We start from the raw sequence: 16,062 nt of genomic DNA on the forward strand, positions 1-16,062 counted from the left end.
GCTTCTCGTTTGCCGGCGCAAAGTAAAATTTAACTATGATTTGAAATAACGAAATTCTACCCAATTCGCGCAGGAAAATTCATGAAAACGGCCATGCTCGCATCCATCGCCCTGGCGATGTCCGTCTCCGCCGCCAGTGCCCAGACGATCGGCGTCTCGATGTCCGATCTCGACAAATTTAGGACGGTGCTCCTCAACGGCGTCCTCTCGCACGGGCAGACGATCTCAGGCCTCAAGCTTGTCACCGAAAACGCCAAGGGCGACAACGAACTGCAGAAGAAGCAGGTCCAGAAGCTCATTGCCGACAAGGTCGACGCGATCATCCTGGCGGTCTCCGATGGCGATCTCGGGCCGCAAATGACCAAGATGGCGGCAGATGCCGGCATTCCGCTTGTCTACATTAACAACGTGCCCTCCAATCTGCTCGACCTGCCGGAAAATCAGGTCGTGGTTGCCTCCAACGAGAAGGAATCCGGCACGCTGGAGACGAAGCAGGTCTGCGCGCTCCTCAAGGGCAAGGGCCGTGTCGTGGTGCTGATGGGCGAACCCTTCCACGCGGCCGCCCGCGCCCGCACCCAGGACATATCGGACGTGATCGCGACACCGGAATGCAAGGGCCTCGAGATCGTCGAGCGGCAGGCGGCCTATTGGTCGCGCGATTATGCCGACCAGCAGATGCAGGAATGGCTCGCCGCCGACGTCAAGTTCGACGCCGTCATCGCCAATAATGACGAGATGGCGCTCGGCGCGATCCGCGCCATGAAGAAGGCCGGCATGCCGATGAAGGATGTCGTCGTCGCCGGCGTCGATGCGACCGACGATGCGCTCGCCGCGATGGTATCAGGCGATCTCGATGTCACCATTCTCCAGAGCGCCGTCGGGCAGGGTGCCGCCGCGGTCGATGCTGCCGTGAAGCTCGTCAACAAGGAGAAGGTGCCGCGCGAAAACAACGTTCCCTTCGAACTCGTGACGCCTGAGAACATTTCCAAATACCTGCCGAAGAGCCAGTGAGCATAAGAGGGCTATCATGTTGCATTTCTGGAATAAATTCGGCATCCGCGCGCAGATTACTTCCGGCTTCGTGCCGCTGATCATGCTGATGAGCCTGCTCACCGTCAGCGCGATTTCGGGCATGAACGGGCTTGCCGCCATCTTCGCCTCCTACCGCGCCACGGCAGGCCAGAGTCTCGCCATCTCCGATTACAGCGATCAGCTGCACGAGATCCAGATGTCGGCGGAAGCCTTCCGCTCGACGCCGACTCAGGCCGTGGTCGACAGCTTCCGCGCCGGCGTGAAGGCTTTTGAGGCGGACGATCCGCGTTTTGCCGACAACAAGGACCTGCAGTCTGGTCTTACCGCGATCCGTCAGGATATTACCGCCTACGGCAAAGCCTTCGAACAGATCGTCTCGCTTCAGGCCCGCCGCGACCTGCTGATTTCCAAGGTCACCGAATTCGGCCCCTGGACCAGCATCGCGCTCAACGACGTCGCGCGCAGCGCCTGGCGTCAGGACGACGTGGCTCTGCTGCACATGACGGCAACGACGCTGGAGGCGCTGAACCGCAGCCTCTATTTCTCCGAACGTTTCGTGCATTCGGACGATTTTGCCGCTTACGACGCGGCGCAGGCAGCTCTTGCCGAGGCGGTTTCGCTGAACGATGCGGCCGCCAAGGCCGCGAAGAACGAGCTGCAGAAGAAGCGCCTGATGGGCGCCGGCCAGCTCATGCAGAACTACACCGCCCGCCTCGGCGACATGAAGGACGTGCTGCAGGCCTCCGGCAATATCCGCCAGACGCAGCTCAACGTGCTCGCGCCGAAGATATCGGGCGAGTTCAAGGATCTGCAGGCGACGGTGAGCGGCGCGCAGAAGAACCTGGACGGTTCAGTCGAATCCATGGTTTCCTCCGCGACCAGCACGACGCTCGTCATCAGCGGCCTCCTGATCGTCATCGGCCTCGTGCTCTCCTATTTTGTCGGCCGGCTGATTTCCTCTGCCGTGCGCGGCATGGCGCAATCCATGGAGCAGTTGGCCCGCGGCGAGGAAAAGATCGTGATCACGGGCGTCGAGCATCGTCATGAACTCGGCGCCATGGCGCGTTCGCTGAAGGTCTTCCAGGAGACGGGACGCGCCAAGCTGATTGCCGAAGCCAATGCCGAACGCGCCCGCCTTGCCGCCGAAGAAGAGCGGCTGCGCCAGGAAGCCGAGCGGCTCAGCGACGCGCAGGTGATGGAGCATGCCTTCCGCCAGATTTCGCTCGGCCTCGATGCGCTCTCGAAGGGCGATCTCTCCGTTCGCGTCGGCGAGGTCGACCACCGCTATGTCAGGATCCGCGATCACTTCAACAGCTCGGTCGCAAGCCTCGAGGAAGCGATCGATTCCGTCATTCGCGCGGTCACGACGATCCGATCCGGCCTTGCGGAAATCTCGACGGCCTCCAACGATCTTGCCCGTCGCACCGAGCAGCAGGCCGCTTCACTCGAAGAAACCGTCGCAGCTCTCGGTGACGTCACCCGCGGCGTCAACGGAACGGCGGAAGGCGCCAGCCGCGCCCAGGCTGTCGTGGCGACGGCCCGCACCAATGCCGAAAAGGGCGGCGAGATCGTCTCCCGCGCCATCGCCGCGATGACGGAGATCCAGAATTCGTCGTCGAAGATCGGCAACATCATCAGCGTCATCGATGAGATCGCCTTCCAGACCAACCTGCTGGCGCTGAACGCCGGCGTCGAAGCGGCGCGCGCCGGCGAGGCCGGCAAGGGCTTTGCCGTGGTTGCCCAGGAGGTGCGAGAACTGGCTCAGCGCTCAGCCAACGCGGCGAGAGAGATCAAGCAATTGATTTCCACCTCATCGACGCAGGTCAAGACAGGTGTCGAGCTGGTCGGCGAATCCGGCGTCTCGCTCGAACAGATCGTCGAACAGGTGACCGCGATGAATGCGACGGTCGCCGAGATTGCGGTGGCGGCCCGCGAGCAGGCCACAAGCCTGCGCGAGGTTTCGGCCGCCGGCGACCAGATGGACAAGGTGACGCAGCAGAACGCCGCGATGGTCGAAGAGACCACGGCGGCTGCCCAGAGCCTGACACAGGAAACCGAAAGCCTCGCCGAGCTGCTGCGCCGGTTCAGGACCGGCAGCGGCCGGGCATCGGAACATCGCCACTACGCCATGGCATCCTGACGCGCTGATCCAGGCAAGCAAACGCCGCCGCCTCGAAAGGGCGGCGGCGTTTGCATGTCTGGTAGTGTGTCAATGGCTTCCGGATACCGGGCTGTGCGGGGCGCCAGCAATGCTTCTGCGAACGTGGCGAACGGCGGTCCAGACGGCGAAGAGCACCAGCGGGATGGCTGCGAGCACGGCGAGTTTCGCCATATGCGGATCGACGCCCAGTTCGGAAATGCTTTCGAGGCAGATCTTCGCCAAGCCGACGGTATAGTAGGTGATGGCGATGACGGAAAAGCCTTCGACCGCCTGCTGGATATGCACCTGGATGCGGGCCCGCTCTTCCATCGAGGTCAGCAGCGAAGCGTTCTGATCCTCGAGCTGAACCTGCACGGTGGTTCTCAAGAGATCGCCGGCGAGGCTGACCCGTTCGGCGAGTTCATCGAGGCGGCGCTCCGCTGCATGCACGGAACGGACGGCCGGCTGGAAGCGCCGTCCGATGAAGGTGCCGATCCGCTGGCGTTGCTCGACGCGCTCCTCGCGCAACTCCGATACCCGGCTGGCGACGATCTCGGCATAGGCTTTCGTCGCCCCGAAGCGGTGACGCGCAAGGGCTGAGAAGTTGAGGACGTCGGAGGAGAGCCTGGTCACTTCGGAAAGCAGCGCCTTGTCGACTTTGACGGCGCTTTGCATGTGCGTGATCAGGAGATCGAGGCGCCGGTCGAAGGCCGAGAGCTGCGAGATCGTCTCGCGGGCCATCGGCATCGCCAGCATCGACATCATCCTGTATGTCTCGATTTCGAGGACGCGCCGGACCATGCGGCCGGTGCGATAGGCGTTGAGGTTGTGGTTGAAGAACAGGAATTCGATGAAACCGCAGTCGCTCAGGCGGAAATTCGAATGTACTTCGGCATCACCGCCGCCAACCTTGGAGGCGACGTAGTCGAGCTTGGGTTTTTCGAAAGCCAGCCCGTCCTTCTCGTCGCGCACCAGAACCCGGACGGCGGCGATCACCTTTCCATCGATCCTGTCGCAGCAGGCCTGGAATGCCTGGGGCGGATGGCTGCCGGGCGCAGAGGTTGCCGGCGTGACGAAGGTGAGGGTGAGGAATTCGGTATGCGCCTCCCACTTCAGCCGGCCGTCGCCGAAGCGGCCGATGCCGTGGTTGCCTCCGAGAGTGGTCGAGACGTCCTCCAATCCCGGCAGGGAAACCGGCAGCGGAGGCGAACCGTTGTCGCCGACGATGGCGACATGCCAGACATCGGTATCGCCGTCGAAGTAAAGCGAGGGCCGCGCATGCAGCTCGTCATGCAACTCCCTGCGCAGCGGATGCTCGGAACCCATCGGCATGGAAATGCACCTCTAAATGGTAGACGGATCGACGGCTGACGTGACCGGGGTTGCCGGCGTTTTGGACTGACTACGACGCCTATAGCCTCTCCGACGGCGCCTGTCACGACGACTTCACCGCGGATGCGTAAGAGGACCTGAATATACTTGATCGAGCGGCAATACTGGGGAAGTTGCTCCACTGTACGGTAACGCCAGTCCCGGCGCGATGGCTGTCGGCGGCAATCCGATCTCTTCCGCGATGTGTCGGCGGCCGGAAGCATGAGCCGAAGCACGGGCAAAAAAACGATCAGCCACGGCCCGTTGAAAGGTCGTGGCTGATGCAGCGCGCAATCTGTGGGAGACAGGCGCGGCCGGCTATTTGTTGGCGGCGAGCGCCACGTTGATCTTGTCGACGTCTGCGCTCATCGCCTTGAAGGCGTCTTCGAGGGAAAGCTCGCCGACGATCAGCTGGCTCATGCGCTGCACGATCAGCTGATACATGGCCCCAGATCCCTTGAGGCGCTCCAGGTCGCGGGCGGCCTGTGGAGCGCTGTCGCGGGCTGCGAGGAAGACGGCCATGGCATCCTTGGCGTTCTTGCTGGTCAGCCTGTACTGCGGATCCTTGATATTGGCGCCGGTCAGGATGACGTAGTTTTCGGCGATTTCACGCTGGATCTTTTCCGAGCCGAGGAACTCGATGAACGAGGCGACGGCCTGCGGATACTTGGTGCGCTTGAGGCCGACGATCGCCGTGCCGCCCGGCATCGCATAGCAACCGGCATCGCCGCAGGGCGCGCTGATTGCCGTCCAGTCGAAGCCGTCGCCGATCTTCTGCTGGAACGGATTGACCATCCAGTTGCCGGCGATATAGGTCACGACATTGCCGTTGACGAACTCGTCGCCCATGTTCTTGTACTGGGTTCCGCCGGCAGCGCCCCACATTTCCTTGGGGAAGGAGCCGTCCTTCGTCCAGTTGTAGAGATCGGTGATGTAGTGCTTGGCGGCATCGTCGGGGAACGAAAACTTGCCGTCCTTGACGTAGTTCGAACCGTAGGAGAAGGCAGCACCCGAGAAGCGGTGGCCAGAGCGGTCCATCGTGAACGGGATCTGGGCGCCGGTCGCCTTGGCGACGCGGGCGGAGGCTTCGACGATCTCCTTCAGCGTGGCGGTCGGCTTCGGAAGCGGTTCCTTGGCCTGGTCGAAGAGCGTCTTGTTGACGAACGGCAGGTTGAAGGTCTGTGAGGCGACATAGCCGTTGATCGAATTCGGATCGTTGACGCCGGGGAAGCGAAGCGTGTTCAGGCTGTCGCCGTGCAGCTTGGCGAAGGCGTCAGGGTCTTTCATCAGCGGACGCATGTCGAGGTAATAGGGCGCCAGCTGCCAGTCGGTGATCTTGGCGACGTCAGGACCTTCGCCGATGGCAAGCTGCACCGGCAGCTGCTTGGCGACGGCATCATAGCCCGACGAGACGAAATTCACCTTGATGTCGGGATGCGCGGTCTCGAATTCCTTGCTCAGCGCTTCCATCCGCTCGACGTAAGCCTGGTCGTCGTCGGTGAAGAGAAAGGTGATGGTCTGGGTTTCCGCCATGGCGACGCTCGACCAAGCGAAAGAAACGGTGGCCAGCGCCAGTGCGAAAGCCCCTGAGAGATAGGTTTTCATTTTCATCCTCCCATGAAAACATTTTCATCAATCGCGGCCTCAGCCATCGATAAGTGAATTTCATATACTTGACATTCGCTCCGTCAAGCTATTTTCTGCAGCAACTGCGATGTTTTTGAGCGTTTTTCAAAAATGACGTATGCAAATGAGTTAATGAAAATATTTTCATAAGATTGCGGAGGAGGCGATCTGTGCAGACGGAAAGCGTCAAGCAGCTGGACGACATGGCGCCGGTCTATCGCGTCGCCAAGGGGCAGACCATAACGGCATGGGCCGTGTCCGGCCTCATCGCCAACTATTTTCCCGGCGAGCCGGCCCCGGCCGAAGATCGCGTGAACTATCGCTTCATCAATGGTTTCGTCGATGTCGGCGACCTGCCCTGCCGCAAGGCCTTCTGGTCGACCATGGTGGGTCGGCCGCTTCTGCCGCACACATCCTGGCCGAGCCAAGGCCTCTATCTTCCCGGCTCGAATCGCCGCGTCGAATTCACCAGCTTCTGGCATGTGCCGACGCATGTCAGGAAATGGCTGAAGGGCACGTTCAGGACCGAAGCTCCGCGCACTCTCAATCTGGCGCTCAAGACCTGCGGCGGGGTGCGCATTTGGGTCAACGGGCAGGAGTCGGCGAGCTTCGAGCCGTTCAAGCGCAACGTCGAGAGCGCAACTGAGATAAGCCTGTCGCTTCAAGCGGGCGACAACGAGATCCTCGTCCACACCGAAGACCTCGCCGAGCGCGATACGACATGGTTCTTCGAGCTTGAATTGCTGGATGAGGAGCCGCTCTGCGTGCTGCTGCCGGTGCCGCTCGATCAGGATGAGGTGCGCGAGCTGGAAGCCCTCTCGCGCGGCGTGCGCCCGGCGCGCGACGTCTTCGTCAACCAACCGCTGGAGATCATTTTCGATACGGCGCCGGTGCGCGATCTGCCCGTTGAGGTCAAGGTCGTCGGCCACGGTCACGAGCGGCCAATCCTTGCCCATGCGAAATTGACCCTGCGCGCCCATCAGGACCGCCTGACCGTCGATGATGTCTGCGCCATTGCGGACGGCTATCACGGCATTCACATGACGATCGGTTCCGGCCCGGGCTCGGTCACCCGCGTCATCGACGCCGCCTTCATGAGCAGCATTTCTCCGTTACCATCAGAGGCATCGCTTGCCGCGCGCAAGCGGCAGGCGCTGGAATATAGCGCCCGCTTCGGCGCCAATCGCGCCGGCCGCCTCATCGCGATGATGGAGATCGGCTACGAAGACCGGGAGAGCTTCGAGCGCATCGTCGATGCGACGCTCGCCTCCATCGATGCGCGGGAGGATTGCTCGGATTTCATCATGGTGCCGCTCCTGTGGTTGCTCGGCGCCTATGGCGACCGGATGCCCAAGGCCACGGTCGAGCGCATCCGCCTTTCCGTTCTCTCCTACCGCTACTGGGTCGACGAGCCGGGCAATGATGCCATGTGGTTCTGGAGCGAGAACCATGTGCTCTGCTTCCATACGAGCCAGCTGCTGGCTGGCCTCCTGCTGCCCGACGAGGTCTTCTCGGCCTCGGGGCGGACGGGACGGCAGCAGGCCGAACTCGCCGTCGAGCGCCTCGGGCGCTGGTTCGACAGCGTCGAAGCCCATGGCCTGGCGGAGTGGAACTCGGCCGCCTATTACCCGATCGATTTCATCGGCCTGCTGGCGCTGGAGCGCTGGGCCGGGAATGAGATCGCCGATCGCGCCCGCGGCCAGATCGATCTGATCTTCCGCATGATTGCCCTTCACACGCTTGCCGGCGTTCCCGCGGGATCGCAGGGGCGTGCTTACGACAAGGAACTGCGCGCCGGCCCGCTGACCGAGTTGGCGCCCTTCGCCCAGGTCGCCTTTGGAACGGGCTGGCTTAACAACGGCGTCGCGGCATTGACCATGTTCTGCGCCGGCCGTTACGAGCCGCCGGCCGATCTCGCCGAGCTTGCCGCACTGCCGCGAGGACGAAGCGTCGAGGCGCGCTATAGCCAGGGGCTCGAGAGTGGAAAGCTCGTGCTGTTCAAGAACGAGGCCGCACAGCTTTCGACTGTTGTCGATCACAAGACCGGCGGCAAGGGGCACCAGCAGCATGTCCTCGACATCAGGCTGGCCGGCCACCCCATGGCGCGATTGTGGGTCAACCATCCCGGTGAAGACGATCCCTGGGGCAACCAAAGACCGTCCTACTGGGCCGGCAACGGCATTCTGCCGCGCGTCGCCCAGCATCGCGACGTCGCGCTTTTGATAGAAGATACGGGCGACGCACGGCATGCATGGACGCACGCCTATATCGGCAAGGACGGGCTCGACGATCTCATCATCGAAGGCAAGTGGCTGATCGCCCGATCGGGCAAGGGATTTTCCGCCCTCTGGGCGTCGAACGGGCTTGAGCTGATCACGGACGGCCCGACCGCCGGCCGCGAGGCGCGCTCCTATGGTCCGCTCTGCGGATGGGCTGGTATCATCGGCTGCGGCAATGGCGACGCTTTCAAGGCCTTCATCGAGCGCCTGTGCCAGACGACGGTTTCTTTCGATCCCGCGATTCGGCGTCTCTCCCTGACGCCGCCCGGCGGCCCGGCGCTCTCTCTTTCCTATGCCGACGGTCTTTCGATCGGCGGGACGGCGCGGCCGTTCACGCACGATCAGCCGCATCCGATCCTCACCCACGACAGTGCGGCATCCGGCGCCGGCGCTGACGGGCCATTCTACTCCTGAAACATAGGTCTCCAGCATGAACACAACATCCGTCGATAACGCCGCACTCCTGACGACGATCGATCGCGTGGCGACGGCTTTCAGCCGGCTCAAGGGCATCAAGGAAGGTCTGGTGACGGACAATGCCGCCTCCGGAATCCAGTTCGACGAATGGGACTGGGAAGTTGGCGTCGGCCTTTACGGATTCCTGCGCCGCGCAATTTCGGCCAATGACCAGAAGGCGCTGCACGAGCTCGTTGCCTGGTACAGCGGCCAGATCGAACGCGGCCTGCCGCCGCGCCAGATCAACAGCACGGCGCCGATGCTGCCGCTGGCAATTCTCGTCCAGTATGTCGACCGCCCCGATTTCCGCGCCCTCGTCGAAGACTGGGCCGAATGGCTCGTCAAGGAGTTGCCGAAGACCGAGGATGGCGGCTTCCAGCATGTCGTCAAGGAGCGCCTCAACGACGGTGAATTGTGGGACGACACGCTGTTCATGGCTGGCCTCTTCCTCGCCCAGGCCGGCGTGCTCTGCGGGCGCAACGACTGGGTCGACGAGGCCGTCTATCAGTTCGTGATCCATACCCGCTACCTCTCCGATCCGGTGAGCGGCCTCTGGTATCACGGCTGGACCTTCAACGGCCGGCACAATTTCGCCAATGCCTTCTGGGCGCGCGGCAATGCCTGGATCACCGTCGCGATCCCCGAACTCTTCGATCTCGTGCCGACGCTCGGCGAGAAGGACCGGCGTTTCCTGTCGAACGTCCTCGTCAGCCAGGTGCGTTCGCTGAAGAAATACCAGAGGCCGGACGGCATGTTCACGACGCTTCTGGATGATCCGTCCTCGCCCCTGGAAACCTCGGCCACCGCTGGCATCGCCTATGGCATGTTGCGCGCCATCGATGCCGGCATTCTCGACAAGAGCGACAAGGTCTATGCCGAGCGCGCGCTTGCGGCGGTTCTCTCGCAGATCGATCAGGAAGGCGTCGTCCATGGCGTCTCGGACGGCACGCCGATGGGCCATGACCTCGATTTCTACCGGCGCATCCCGAACCTGCCGACGCCTTACGGCCAGGCGTTGACCATGCTGCTCCTGACGGAAGTCTTTATCGAAAGCGGCCGTAGCCAATGAGTGCCACCTCTCTCGTCGCGATTGAAGCGCTCGACGGCGACAATACCGACCGGCTGCAGGCTGAAATCGACAGGCTTTCAGCTGCCGGCGGCGGACGTCTTGAGCTGCGCGCCGGCATCCACATATGCCGGGGTCTGCGGCTGCGCTCCGGCGTCGATCTGCATCTTTCCGCCGGCGCGATCCTGCGTCCCGTTCCCGACTATGCCGCTTACGCGCATACGACGGTTTCGGTGATCGCAGAAAAATCCGACCGCGGCATGATCGTGGCGCGTGATGCGCGCCAAATCAGCGTGACGGGGGAAGGGCGCATCGAAGCCGGTTGCGACAGCTTCATCACAGGAGACGACGAGACTGTCGGAACCTTCATCCCGGCCGAGTTCCGTCCCCGCGTCGTTGTCTTCGAAGGCTGCGACGAGGTCGAGATCAGTTCCATCCACATCAGCCGCTCGCCGATGTGGACGCTGCACTTCGTTGATTGCACCGATGTCGCGGTCCGCAACGTCACCATCGAAAACGACCGCCGCCTTCCCAATACGGATGGCATCGTGCTCGACGCCTGCCGCGGCGCCGTCATCGAGGATTGCGAGATATCGACGGCCGACGACGGCATCTGCCTGAAGACAAGCATCGGCCCTCAAGGCGTCGCCATCGGGCGATGCGAGAACATTCTTGTCCGCCGATGCTCTGTTCAGAGCTTGAGCTGCGCGCTGAAGATCGGCACGGAAACCCATGGCGATGTCACCAATGTCGTGTTCGAGGATTGCAATGTCTCTGCTTCCAACCGGGCGCTCGGCATCTTCTCGCGTGACGGCGGGCGGATCTCGAACGTAAGGTTCTCGCGCATTACGGTAGAGTGCCGGGAAACACCGGATGGTTTCTGGGGTTCGGGGGAGGCGCTGACCGTCAATGTCGTCGACCGCGTCGCCGAACGACCCGCGGGCGCAATCGAAAATCTCATCGTCGAGGACGTGACCGGGCACATGGAGGGGGCGATCACCGTCATCGCCGCGGCGCCCGCAGGTATCCGCAACATATGGCTGAGGCGCATCGGCATCGACCAGCGGCCCGGGCAGCTTGGCACCGGGCAGAGCTACGATCTGCGCCCGACAAACGCCGACCTCGCCCCGAAGGCCGATGGCGGCGGACGCGCCAATGCCTGGACCCGCGGCGTGGACGGGCGGGTGATCGGCCTTGAGCGCTATCCGGGAGGAATGCCGGCCGTCTACGTGGCCGGCGTCACCGGGATATTGATGAACGAGGTGCGGATCACGAGGCCGACACCGTTGCCGCAAGGCTGGAACAAAATCGACGTCGTCTTCGAAACGGCGGCACCTGATGGGAGTGGGGCATGGCAGAACTGAAACTTTCCACCGTCAACAAGGCGTACGGCACGGTCAAGGTCCTGCATGACGTCGAACTCGATATCAAGGACGGCGAATTCGTCGTCTTCGTCGGCCCGTCTGGATGCGGCAAGTCGACCCTGCTGCGCGTCATCGCCGGTCTCGAAGAGGTCACGCAGGGCAAGATCGCGATCGGCGGGCGCGACGTCAGCGCGCTCTCCCCGGCCGAGCGCAAGATCGCCATGGTCTTCCAGTCCTACGCGCTCTATCCGCATATGAGCGTGCGCAAGAACCTCGCCTTCGGCCTCGAAAACCTGAAGTTCAAGCGCGCCGAGATCGAGGCGCGGATCGCCGAAGCCGCGAGAATGCTGGCGATCGAACCCTATCTCGACCGGCGTCCGAAGCAGCTTTCCGGCGGCCAGCGCCAGCGTGTGGCGATCGGCCGGGCGATCGTGCGCGAGCCCGATATCTTCCTCTTCGACGAGCCGCTGTCGAACCTCGACGCGGCACTGCGCGTCCAGACCCGCGCCGAGATCACCAAGCTCCACCGCGAGATCAAGACGACGATGATCTACGTCACGCACGACCAGGTCGAGGCGATGACCATGGCCGACAAGATCGTCGTACTGCGCGCCGGGCGGGTCGAGCAGGTCGGCGCACCGCTCGAACTCTTCGACCACCCGCGCAACCTCTTCGTTGCCGGCTTCCTCGGTTCGCCGCGCATGAACATCATCAAGGGCAAGGTTGCAGCCATCACGGAAAGCGGCATCGCCATCGATGTTGCCAGCGGCGGCAGGATCGTCAGCGATGTCGATCCCGCGGGCATTGCCGTCGGGCAGGAGGTTCTCGCCGGCATAAGGCCTGCCCATTTCTCGCGGTCCAGCGGGCAGGGCCTGCCTTTCGTCGTTCAGTATCACGAGGGCCTGGGCACCGAGACCTATGTCTACGGCAATCTCGAGGGACAGGACGAGCCGATCATCATCCACGAGGCAGGCCATTTCGCACCTCACCAGGGCGACCGGCTCGTGATCGATGCCGATCCGGCACGTGTTCATCTGTTCGATCCCAAAACCGAACTTGCCTTTGCCCGCCGATCAGGACAGGGGAGGCGCTGACCATGGCGGCTGGTGTATTGCTCTCCCAGGCAGGCGAAACGGCTATGAGGGTGGTCGAGGCTCCGATGAATGCGGTGGAGCGCGTCTTCGGCCGCAAACGCATGCCCTGGCTGTTCCTGGCGCCGAACCTCGTTCTGTTCGCCATCTTCACATTCCTGCCGATTGCGATTGCGGTCGGTTACGCCTTCACCGGCGGCACCAATCTCTTCGTCTCGGAGCGGCCCTTCGTCGGCTTCGACAATTTCCGCGCCCTGCTTTCCTGCGGCAACTATCTGCAGCCGGGAACCTGCCAGGAATCGCTGTTCTGGACGGCCGTTTGGAACACGCTCTGGTTCGTCGCCTGCAATGTCGTCGCCACGCTGCTGGTGGCGCTGATCACAGCGCTGATCCTCAATCGGGCGATCTTTGCGCGCGGCTTCTTCCGGGCGATGTTCTTCTATCCGGTTCTGCTGTCGCCCGTCGTCATCGGCCTGATCTGGAAATGGTTCCTCGATCGCAACGGGCTGCTGAACGCCTTCTTCCAGATGCTCGGCGTGCCCCCGGAAATTTTCCTGCTCGATGTCGGCTGGTCGCGTTTCTTCGTGGTCGTGGTGTCGGTCTGGTTCCACATGGGCTTTTACACCCTCATCCTGCTCGCCGGCCTGCAGGCAATCCCCAAGGAACTCTACGAGGCTGCCTCCATCGACGCCGCTTCGCCGCGCCGCACCCTGTTCAGGATCACGCTTCCCCTGCTTGCTCCGAACCTGCTCGTGGTATTCATCCTGCTGATGATCAAGTCCGTGCAGATCTTCGACGAGGCCTGGGTTCTGACCAACGGCGGCGGCCCGGGCACGGCCAACAGCTTCATCGTCCAATACATCTACCAGATGGCATTCAGCAGCGATCTTCGCCTCTTCGGCCTTGCGTCGGCCGCATCCGTTCTCATGGGACTGGTGCTTCTGGTTCTCACCCTCATACAGCTGCGCCTGGGCAAGCGGATGGAGTCCTGAGATGAACCCGATCACCTTTCTCTCGCGCACGCGCCGGGCCGGACGCATCGATATTACCGACATTTTGTCCTGGGTCTGGCTGATCGGCGGAACGCTTGCCGTGCTCGTGCCCGTCCTCTGGGCAGGCCTGTCATCGCTGAAGCCGGCGGCCGAGATCACCCGCTTTCCGCCGACGCTGCTTCCGCGCGCCGCCGTCGAGCAGACCGTGCCCGGTTACGACAAGCCGCTCAGCCTCTGGCAGGTGACGGTTGACGGCCAGTCACGCGAAATGGCCATGATCCGGCGCATCGGCCTCAAGGCCCAGATGGTCGATCCGGCAAATCCCGGCCCACCCGTCAGCGTCGACGTCAAGGCGATCGCGCCAGTGCAGCGGCTGACCATGGCGACGGAGAATTACACCGATCCGCTGACCCGCTTCAACTTCCTGACCTTCCTCAGGAATTCAGTGTTCGTGACCGTGGTTGCGACGCTTCTGACGTTGATCGTCAACGCCATGGCGGCATTCGCGCTGTCGAAATACAAATTTCGCGGCGATACCACGGTCTTCGTCATCATCATTTCGACTCTGATGATCCCGCTCGCCGTCGTCATGGTGCCGGCCTACCTCGTCATCGTCGGGGTCGGGCTTGCCGACAATCTCTGGGGCGTCATCCTGCCGACGATCGCCTCGCCGACCGCCGTCTTCCTGCTGCGGCAATATATGCTGACCATTCCCGACGAGCTGATCGAGGCGGCGCGCGTCGATGCGGCGAGCGAATTCTGCATCTTCTGGCGCATCATCCTGCCGCTGACGGCGCCGGCGCTTGCTGTGCTGGCGATCTTTTCGGTGCTCTGGCGGTGGAACGATTTCCTCTGGCCGCTCATCGTCCTCAACAGCCGCGAGAATTTCACGCTGCAGGTCGGCCTGAACGCCTTCCAGGGCGAGTTCTCGGTGCAGTGGCACTACATCCTGGCAATGACCTTCCTCAGCCTGCTGCCCGTCACCGTCGTGTTCCTGTTCCTGCAGAAATACATCACCACGGGAATCGCCGGAACGGGCATGAAGTGACCGATCCAGACGCACAGTCGCCTTGGTCCGAGTTCTGATCTCGGAGCAGCAATATCGGCGGGAAGGCTCAGTCTTCCCGCTTCGAGCCGGAGCGGTTCAGGCGTGATTGCCGCTCATTTCGTTTTAAGGGCTGGCTTAACGCGGCGGCGCGATGCTGCCGCGCAGGACGAGGTGGCAGCCAAGTTCCAGGCGGTGGGCCGGGCGTTGCGGGTCGTTGGCGATCAGGCGCTGTTCGATGAGGGCGAGGGCGGCGGCGCCGAGGCGGTCGGTGGGCACGCTGACCGTTGAAAGCGGCGGGCGGCTGAATTCGCCGGGGACGATGTCGTCGAAGCCGAGGACCGAGATCGCTTCGGGCACGCGTATGTCGCGGTCGGCCAGGGCCTTCAGGCAGCCGAGCGCCAGGTTGTCGGCGGCGCAGAAGACGGCGGTGGCGCCTTTCATCTGGGGATCGCGGTCGAGCAGCGCGTTGATGGCGGCTTCGCCGTGCCTCGGCTCGTATCCCTCGGCCTCCACGATCAAGTCTTCAGGGACCGGAAGCTGGGCGGCGAAATAGGCATCGGAAAAGCCGTCATACCGGCGCCGGATCGTCGTGCGGCCCTTCCAGGTCAGGTGCAGGATGCGGCGGTGGCCGAGCCCCAGCAGATGATCGATGCCAAGCCGCGCGCCAAAACGGTTCTCAGGTGTCACCGTATCGACCAGCATGGCCGGGTCCTCGCCGTTGACGATGACGACGGGCATGTCTGAAGAAGCGAGGCTGCGGATGAGTTCGGGCTGATCGTCGTTCAGCACCACGATGCCATCGGCGCGCTCGGAAAGCGCGATCTGCCGGACCTGAACTCCATCGATTCGCCCACCCGTGCTCACGAAGGGCACGATCCGGATGCCGCGGCGCTCGCATTCCCGGCGAAGGCCGTTGAGGATCGTCCAGCTCACCAGGTTGAGATCGCTCTCTGGCGCGGCATCGTCGGGAATGGCGAGAAGCAGCACGCGCAAGGCCGCAATCGTCGCCTTCTTCCTGCGGCGGTCGAGATAACCCAGCCGCTTGGCCGAATCCAAGACCCTCTCGCGCACTTCGATCGTCAGCGGCGCGGTGCCGTTCAGCGCATGCGAGGCCGTGCTCAGCGATACGTCAGCGTCGCGTGCGACATCCTTAAGATTGACTTTGCGTTCCACGTTCTTCCGTCACGAATTCAGGTCATGCCTTCGAAGGCATAAGCTAACTCGATGTTTTCACATAAAGACTTCAGAAAAGCTACGTGCGTTGCACGGTATTTTCCGCTTTCGGTGAAGACGGGCCGCAACGCTCTCGCAAACCGAGCCCCGCAGGGCGACGAACCGAGGAAACCCTCGCATATCTGCGCTGGAGTTCTGCAGAAATGCTTCGGCGAAATTTTCGGAAAATCGCTCCCTTAAAAACCTCTTTGCCACTGAATATGAATATATTCAATAGTTTAACATTGACAAAGAGGTTTGTAAGGAGACCAAACATTTTAAAAAATGGGTGGCTCAAAGATCCGCAGTCGATGTCTTTCGCATTTTTAAAAATGTTGGGCCTCCTTAAAAACGTCCTTCCAAACCTCCATGGCGCGGAAATCGC

Annotated in this window: 11 protein-coding genes; 8 read left to right on the forward strand and 3 right to left on the reverse strand. The window is 62.4% G+C overall.

The window, feature by feature from the left end; translation table 11 throughout:
* The first annotated feature begins 81 nt into the window (after positions 1 to 81).
* Together EFQ99_RS28430 and EFQ99_RS28435 are read left to right on the forward strand one after the other, a co-directional pair.
* Positions 82 to 1,011 (forward strand): substrate-binding domain-containing protein, encoded by a 930-nt coding sequence (locus tag EFQ99_RS28430; RefSeq protein ID WP_126924491.1) that lies wholly within the window; start codon positions 82 to 84, stop codon positions 1,009 to 1,011.
* 16 nt (positions 1,012 to 1,027) lie between these two features.
* Positions 1,028 to 3,172 carry a methyl-accepting chemotaxis protein gene (locus EFQ99_RS28435; protein ID WP_126924492.1) on the forward strand — a complete coding sequence of 715 codons (2,145 nt, stop codon included), beginning with the start codon at positions 1,028 to 1,030 and terminating at the stop codon, positions 3,170 to 3,172.
* A 69-nt stretch (positions 3,173 to 3,241) separates the two neighbouring features.
* Here EFQ99_RS28435 and EFQ99_RS28440 read toward each other — a convergent pair whose 3' ends face one another.
* Positions 3,242 to 4,504 (reverse strand): DUF3422 domain-containing protein, encoded by a 1,263-nt coding sequence (locus EFQ99_RS28440; RefSeq protein WP_126924493.1) that lies wholly within the window; start codon positions 4,502 to 4,504, stop codon positions 3,242 to 3,244.
* Between the two features lie 357 nt (positions 4,505 to 4,861).
* Positions 4,862 to 6,148, reverse strand: a complete 1,287-nt coding sequence (locus EFQ99_RS28445) for an ABC transporter substrate-binding protein (RefSeq protein WP_126924494.1) — start codon at positions 6,146 to 6,148, stop codon at positions 4,862 to 4,864.
* Positions 6,149 to 6,339: 191 nt separating this feature from the next.
* Here EFQ99_RS28445 and EFQ99_RS28450 point away from each other — a divergent pair, with 191 nt between their 5' ends.
* Genes EFQ99_RS28450 through EFQ99_RS28475 form a run of 6 tightly spaced genes read left to right on the forward strand, consistent with a single transcriptional unit; the run spans position 6,340 to position 14,465 of the window.
* Positions 6,340 to 8,862 carry a hypothetical protein gene (locus tag EFQ99_RS28450; RefSeq protein WP_126924495.1) on the forward strand — a complete coding sequence of 841 codons (2,523 nt, stop codon included), beginning with the start codon at positions 6,340 to 6,342 and terminating at the stop codon, positions 8,860 to 8,862.
* A gap of 16 nt (positions 8,863 to 8,878) precedes the next feature.
* A complete protein-coding gene (bglB, locus tag EFQ99_RS28455; RefSeq protein WP_126924496.1) occupies positions 8,879 to 9,973 on the forward strand; it encodes a beta-galactosidase BglB in 1,095 nt (364 codons plus the stop codon).
* Complete coding sequence (pglB, locus tag EFQ99_RS28460; RefSeq protein WP_126924497.1) at positions 9,970 to 11,334, forward strand: polygalacturonase PglB; 1,365 nt, start codon at positions 9,970 to 9,972, stop codon at positions 11,332 to 11,334. Before bglB ends, pglB begins: the two co-directional genes overlap by 4 nt.
* Positions 11,322 to 12,428 carry an ABC transporter ATP-binding protein gene (locus tag EFQ99_RS28465; RefSeq protein ID WP_126924498.1) on the forward strand — a complete coding sequence of 369 codons (1,107 nt, stop codon included), beginning with the start codon at positions 11,322 to 11,324 and terminating at the stop codon, positions 12,426 to 12,428. Before pglB ends, EFQ99_RS28465 begins: the two co-directional genes overlap by 13 nt.
* Positions 12,429 to 12,430: 2 nt before the next feature.
* Positions 12,431 to 13,417: a carbohydrate ABC transporter permease gene (locus tag EFQ99_RS28470; RefSeq protein ID WP_126828770.1), complete on the forward strand. Its 987-nt coding sequence runs from the start codon at positions 12,431 to 12,433 to the stop codon at positions 13,415 to 13,417.
* A gap of 1 nt (position 13,418) precedes the next feature.
* The gene (locus tag EFQ99_RS28475; RefSeq protein ID WP_126924499.1) at positions 13,419 to 14,465 is read left to right on the forward strand and encodes a carbohydrate ABC transporter permease; all 1,047 of its coding nucleotides are present in this window, start codon (positions 13,419 to 13,421) and stop codon (positions 14,463 to 14,465) included.
* Between the two features lie 135 nt (positions 14,466 to 14,600).
* Here the strand turns inward: EFQ99_RS28475 and EFQ99_RS28480 are convergent, their stop codons facing one another.
* Positions 14,601 to 15,638 (reverse strand): LacI family DNA-binding transcriptional regulator, encoded by a 1,038-nt coding sequence (locus EFQ99_RS28480; RefSeq protein ID WP_126924500.1) that lies wholly within the window; start codon positions 15,636 to 15,638, stop codon positions 14,601 to 14,603.
* Positions 15,639 to 16,062: the final 424 nt, after the last annotated feature.

This window comes from Rhizobium vallis (genome assembly GCF_003985155.1).
Taxonomy (GTDB): domain Bacteria; phylum Pseudomonadota; class Alphaproteobacteria; order Rhizobiales; family Rhizobiaceae; genus Rhizobium; species Rhizobium vallis.

Coding starts and splice junctions, on each gene's coding strand:
- EFQ99_RS28430 (WP_126924491.1), top strand. CDS start 82: ATGAAAACGGCCATGCTCGCATCCATCGCCCTGGCGATGTCCGTCTCC.
- EFQ99_RS28435 (WP_126924492.1), top strand. CDS start 1,028: ATGTTGCATTTCTGGAATAAATTCGGCATCCGCGCGCAGATTACTTCC.
- EFQ99_RS28440 (WP_126924493.1), bottom strand. CDS start 4,504: ATGCCGATGGGTTCCGAGCATCCGCTGCGCAGGGAGTTGCATGACGAG.
- EFQ99_RS28445 (WP_126924494.1), bottom strand. CDS start 6,148: ATGAAAACCTATCTCTCAGGGGCTTTCGCACTGGCGCTGGCCACCGTT.
- bglB (WP_126924496.1), top strand. CDS start 8,879: ATGAACACAACATCCGTCGATAACGCCGCACTCCTGACGACGATCGAT.
- pglB (WP_126924497.1), top strand. CDS start 9,970: ATGAGTGCCACCTCTCTCGTCGCGATTGAAGCGCTCGACGGCGACAAT.
- EFQ99_RS28465 (WP_126924498.1), top strand. CDS start 11,322: ATGGCAGAACTGAAACTTTCCACCGTCAACAAGGCGTACGGCACGGTC.
- EFQ99_RS28470 (WP_126828770.1), top strand. CDS start 12,431: ATGGCGGCTGGTGTATTGCTCTCCCAGGCAGGCGAAACGGCTATGAGG.
- EFQ99_RS28475 (WP_126924499.1), top strand. CDS start 13,419: ATGAACCCGATCACCTTTCTCTCGCGCACGCGCCGGGCCGGACGCATC.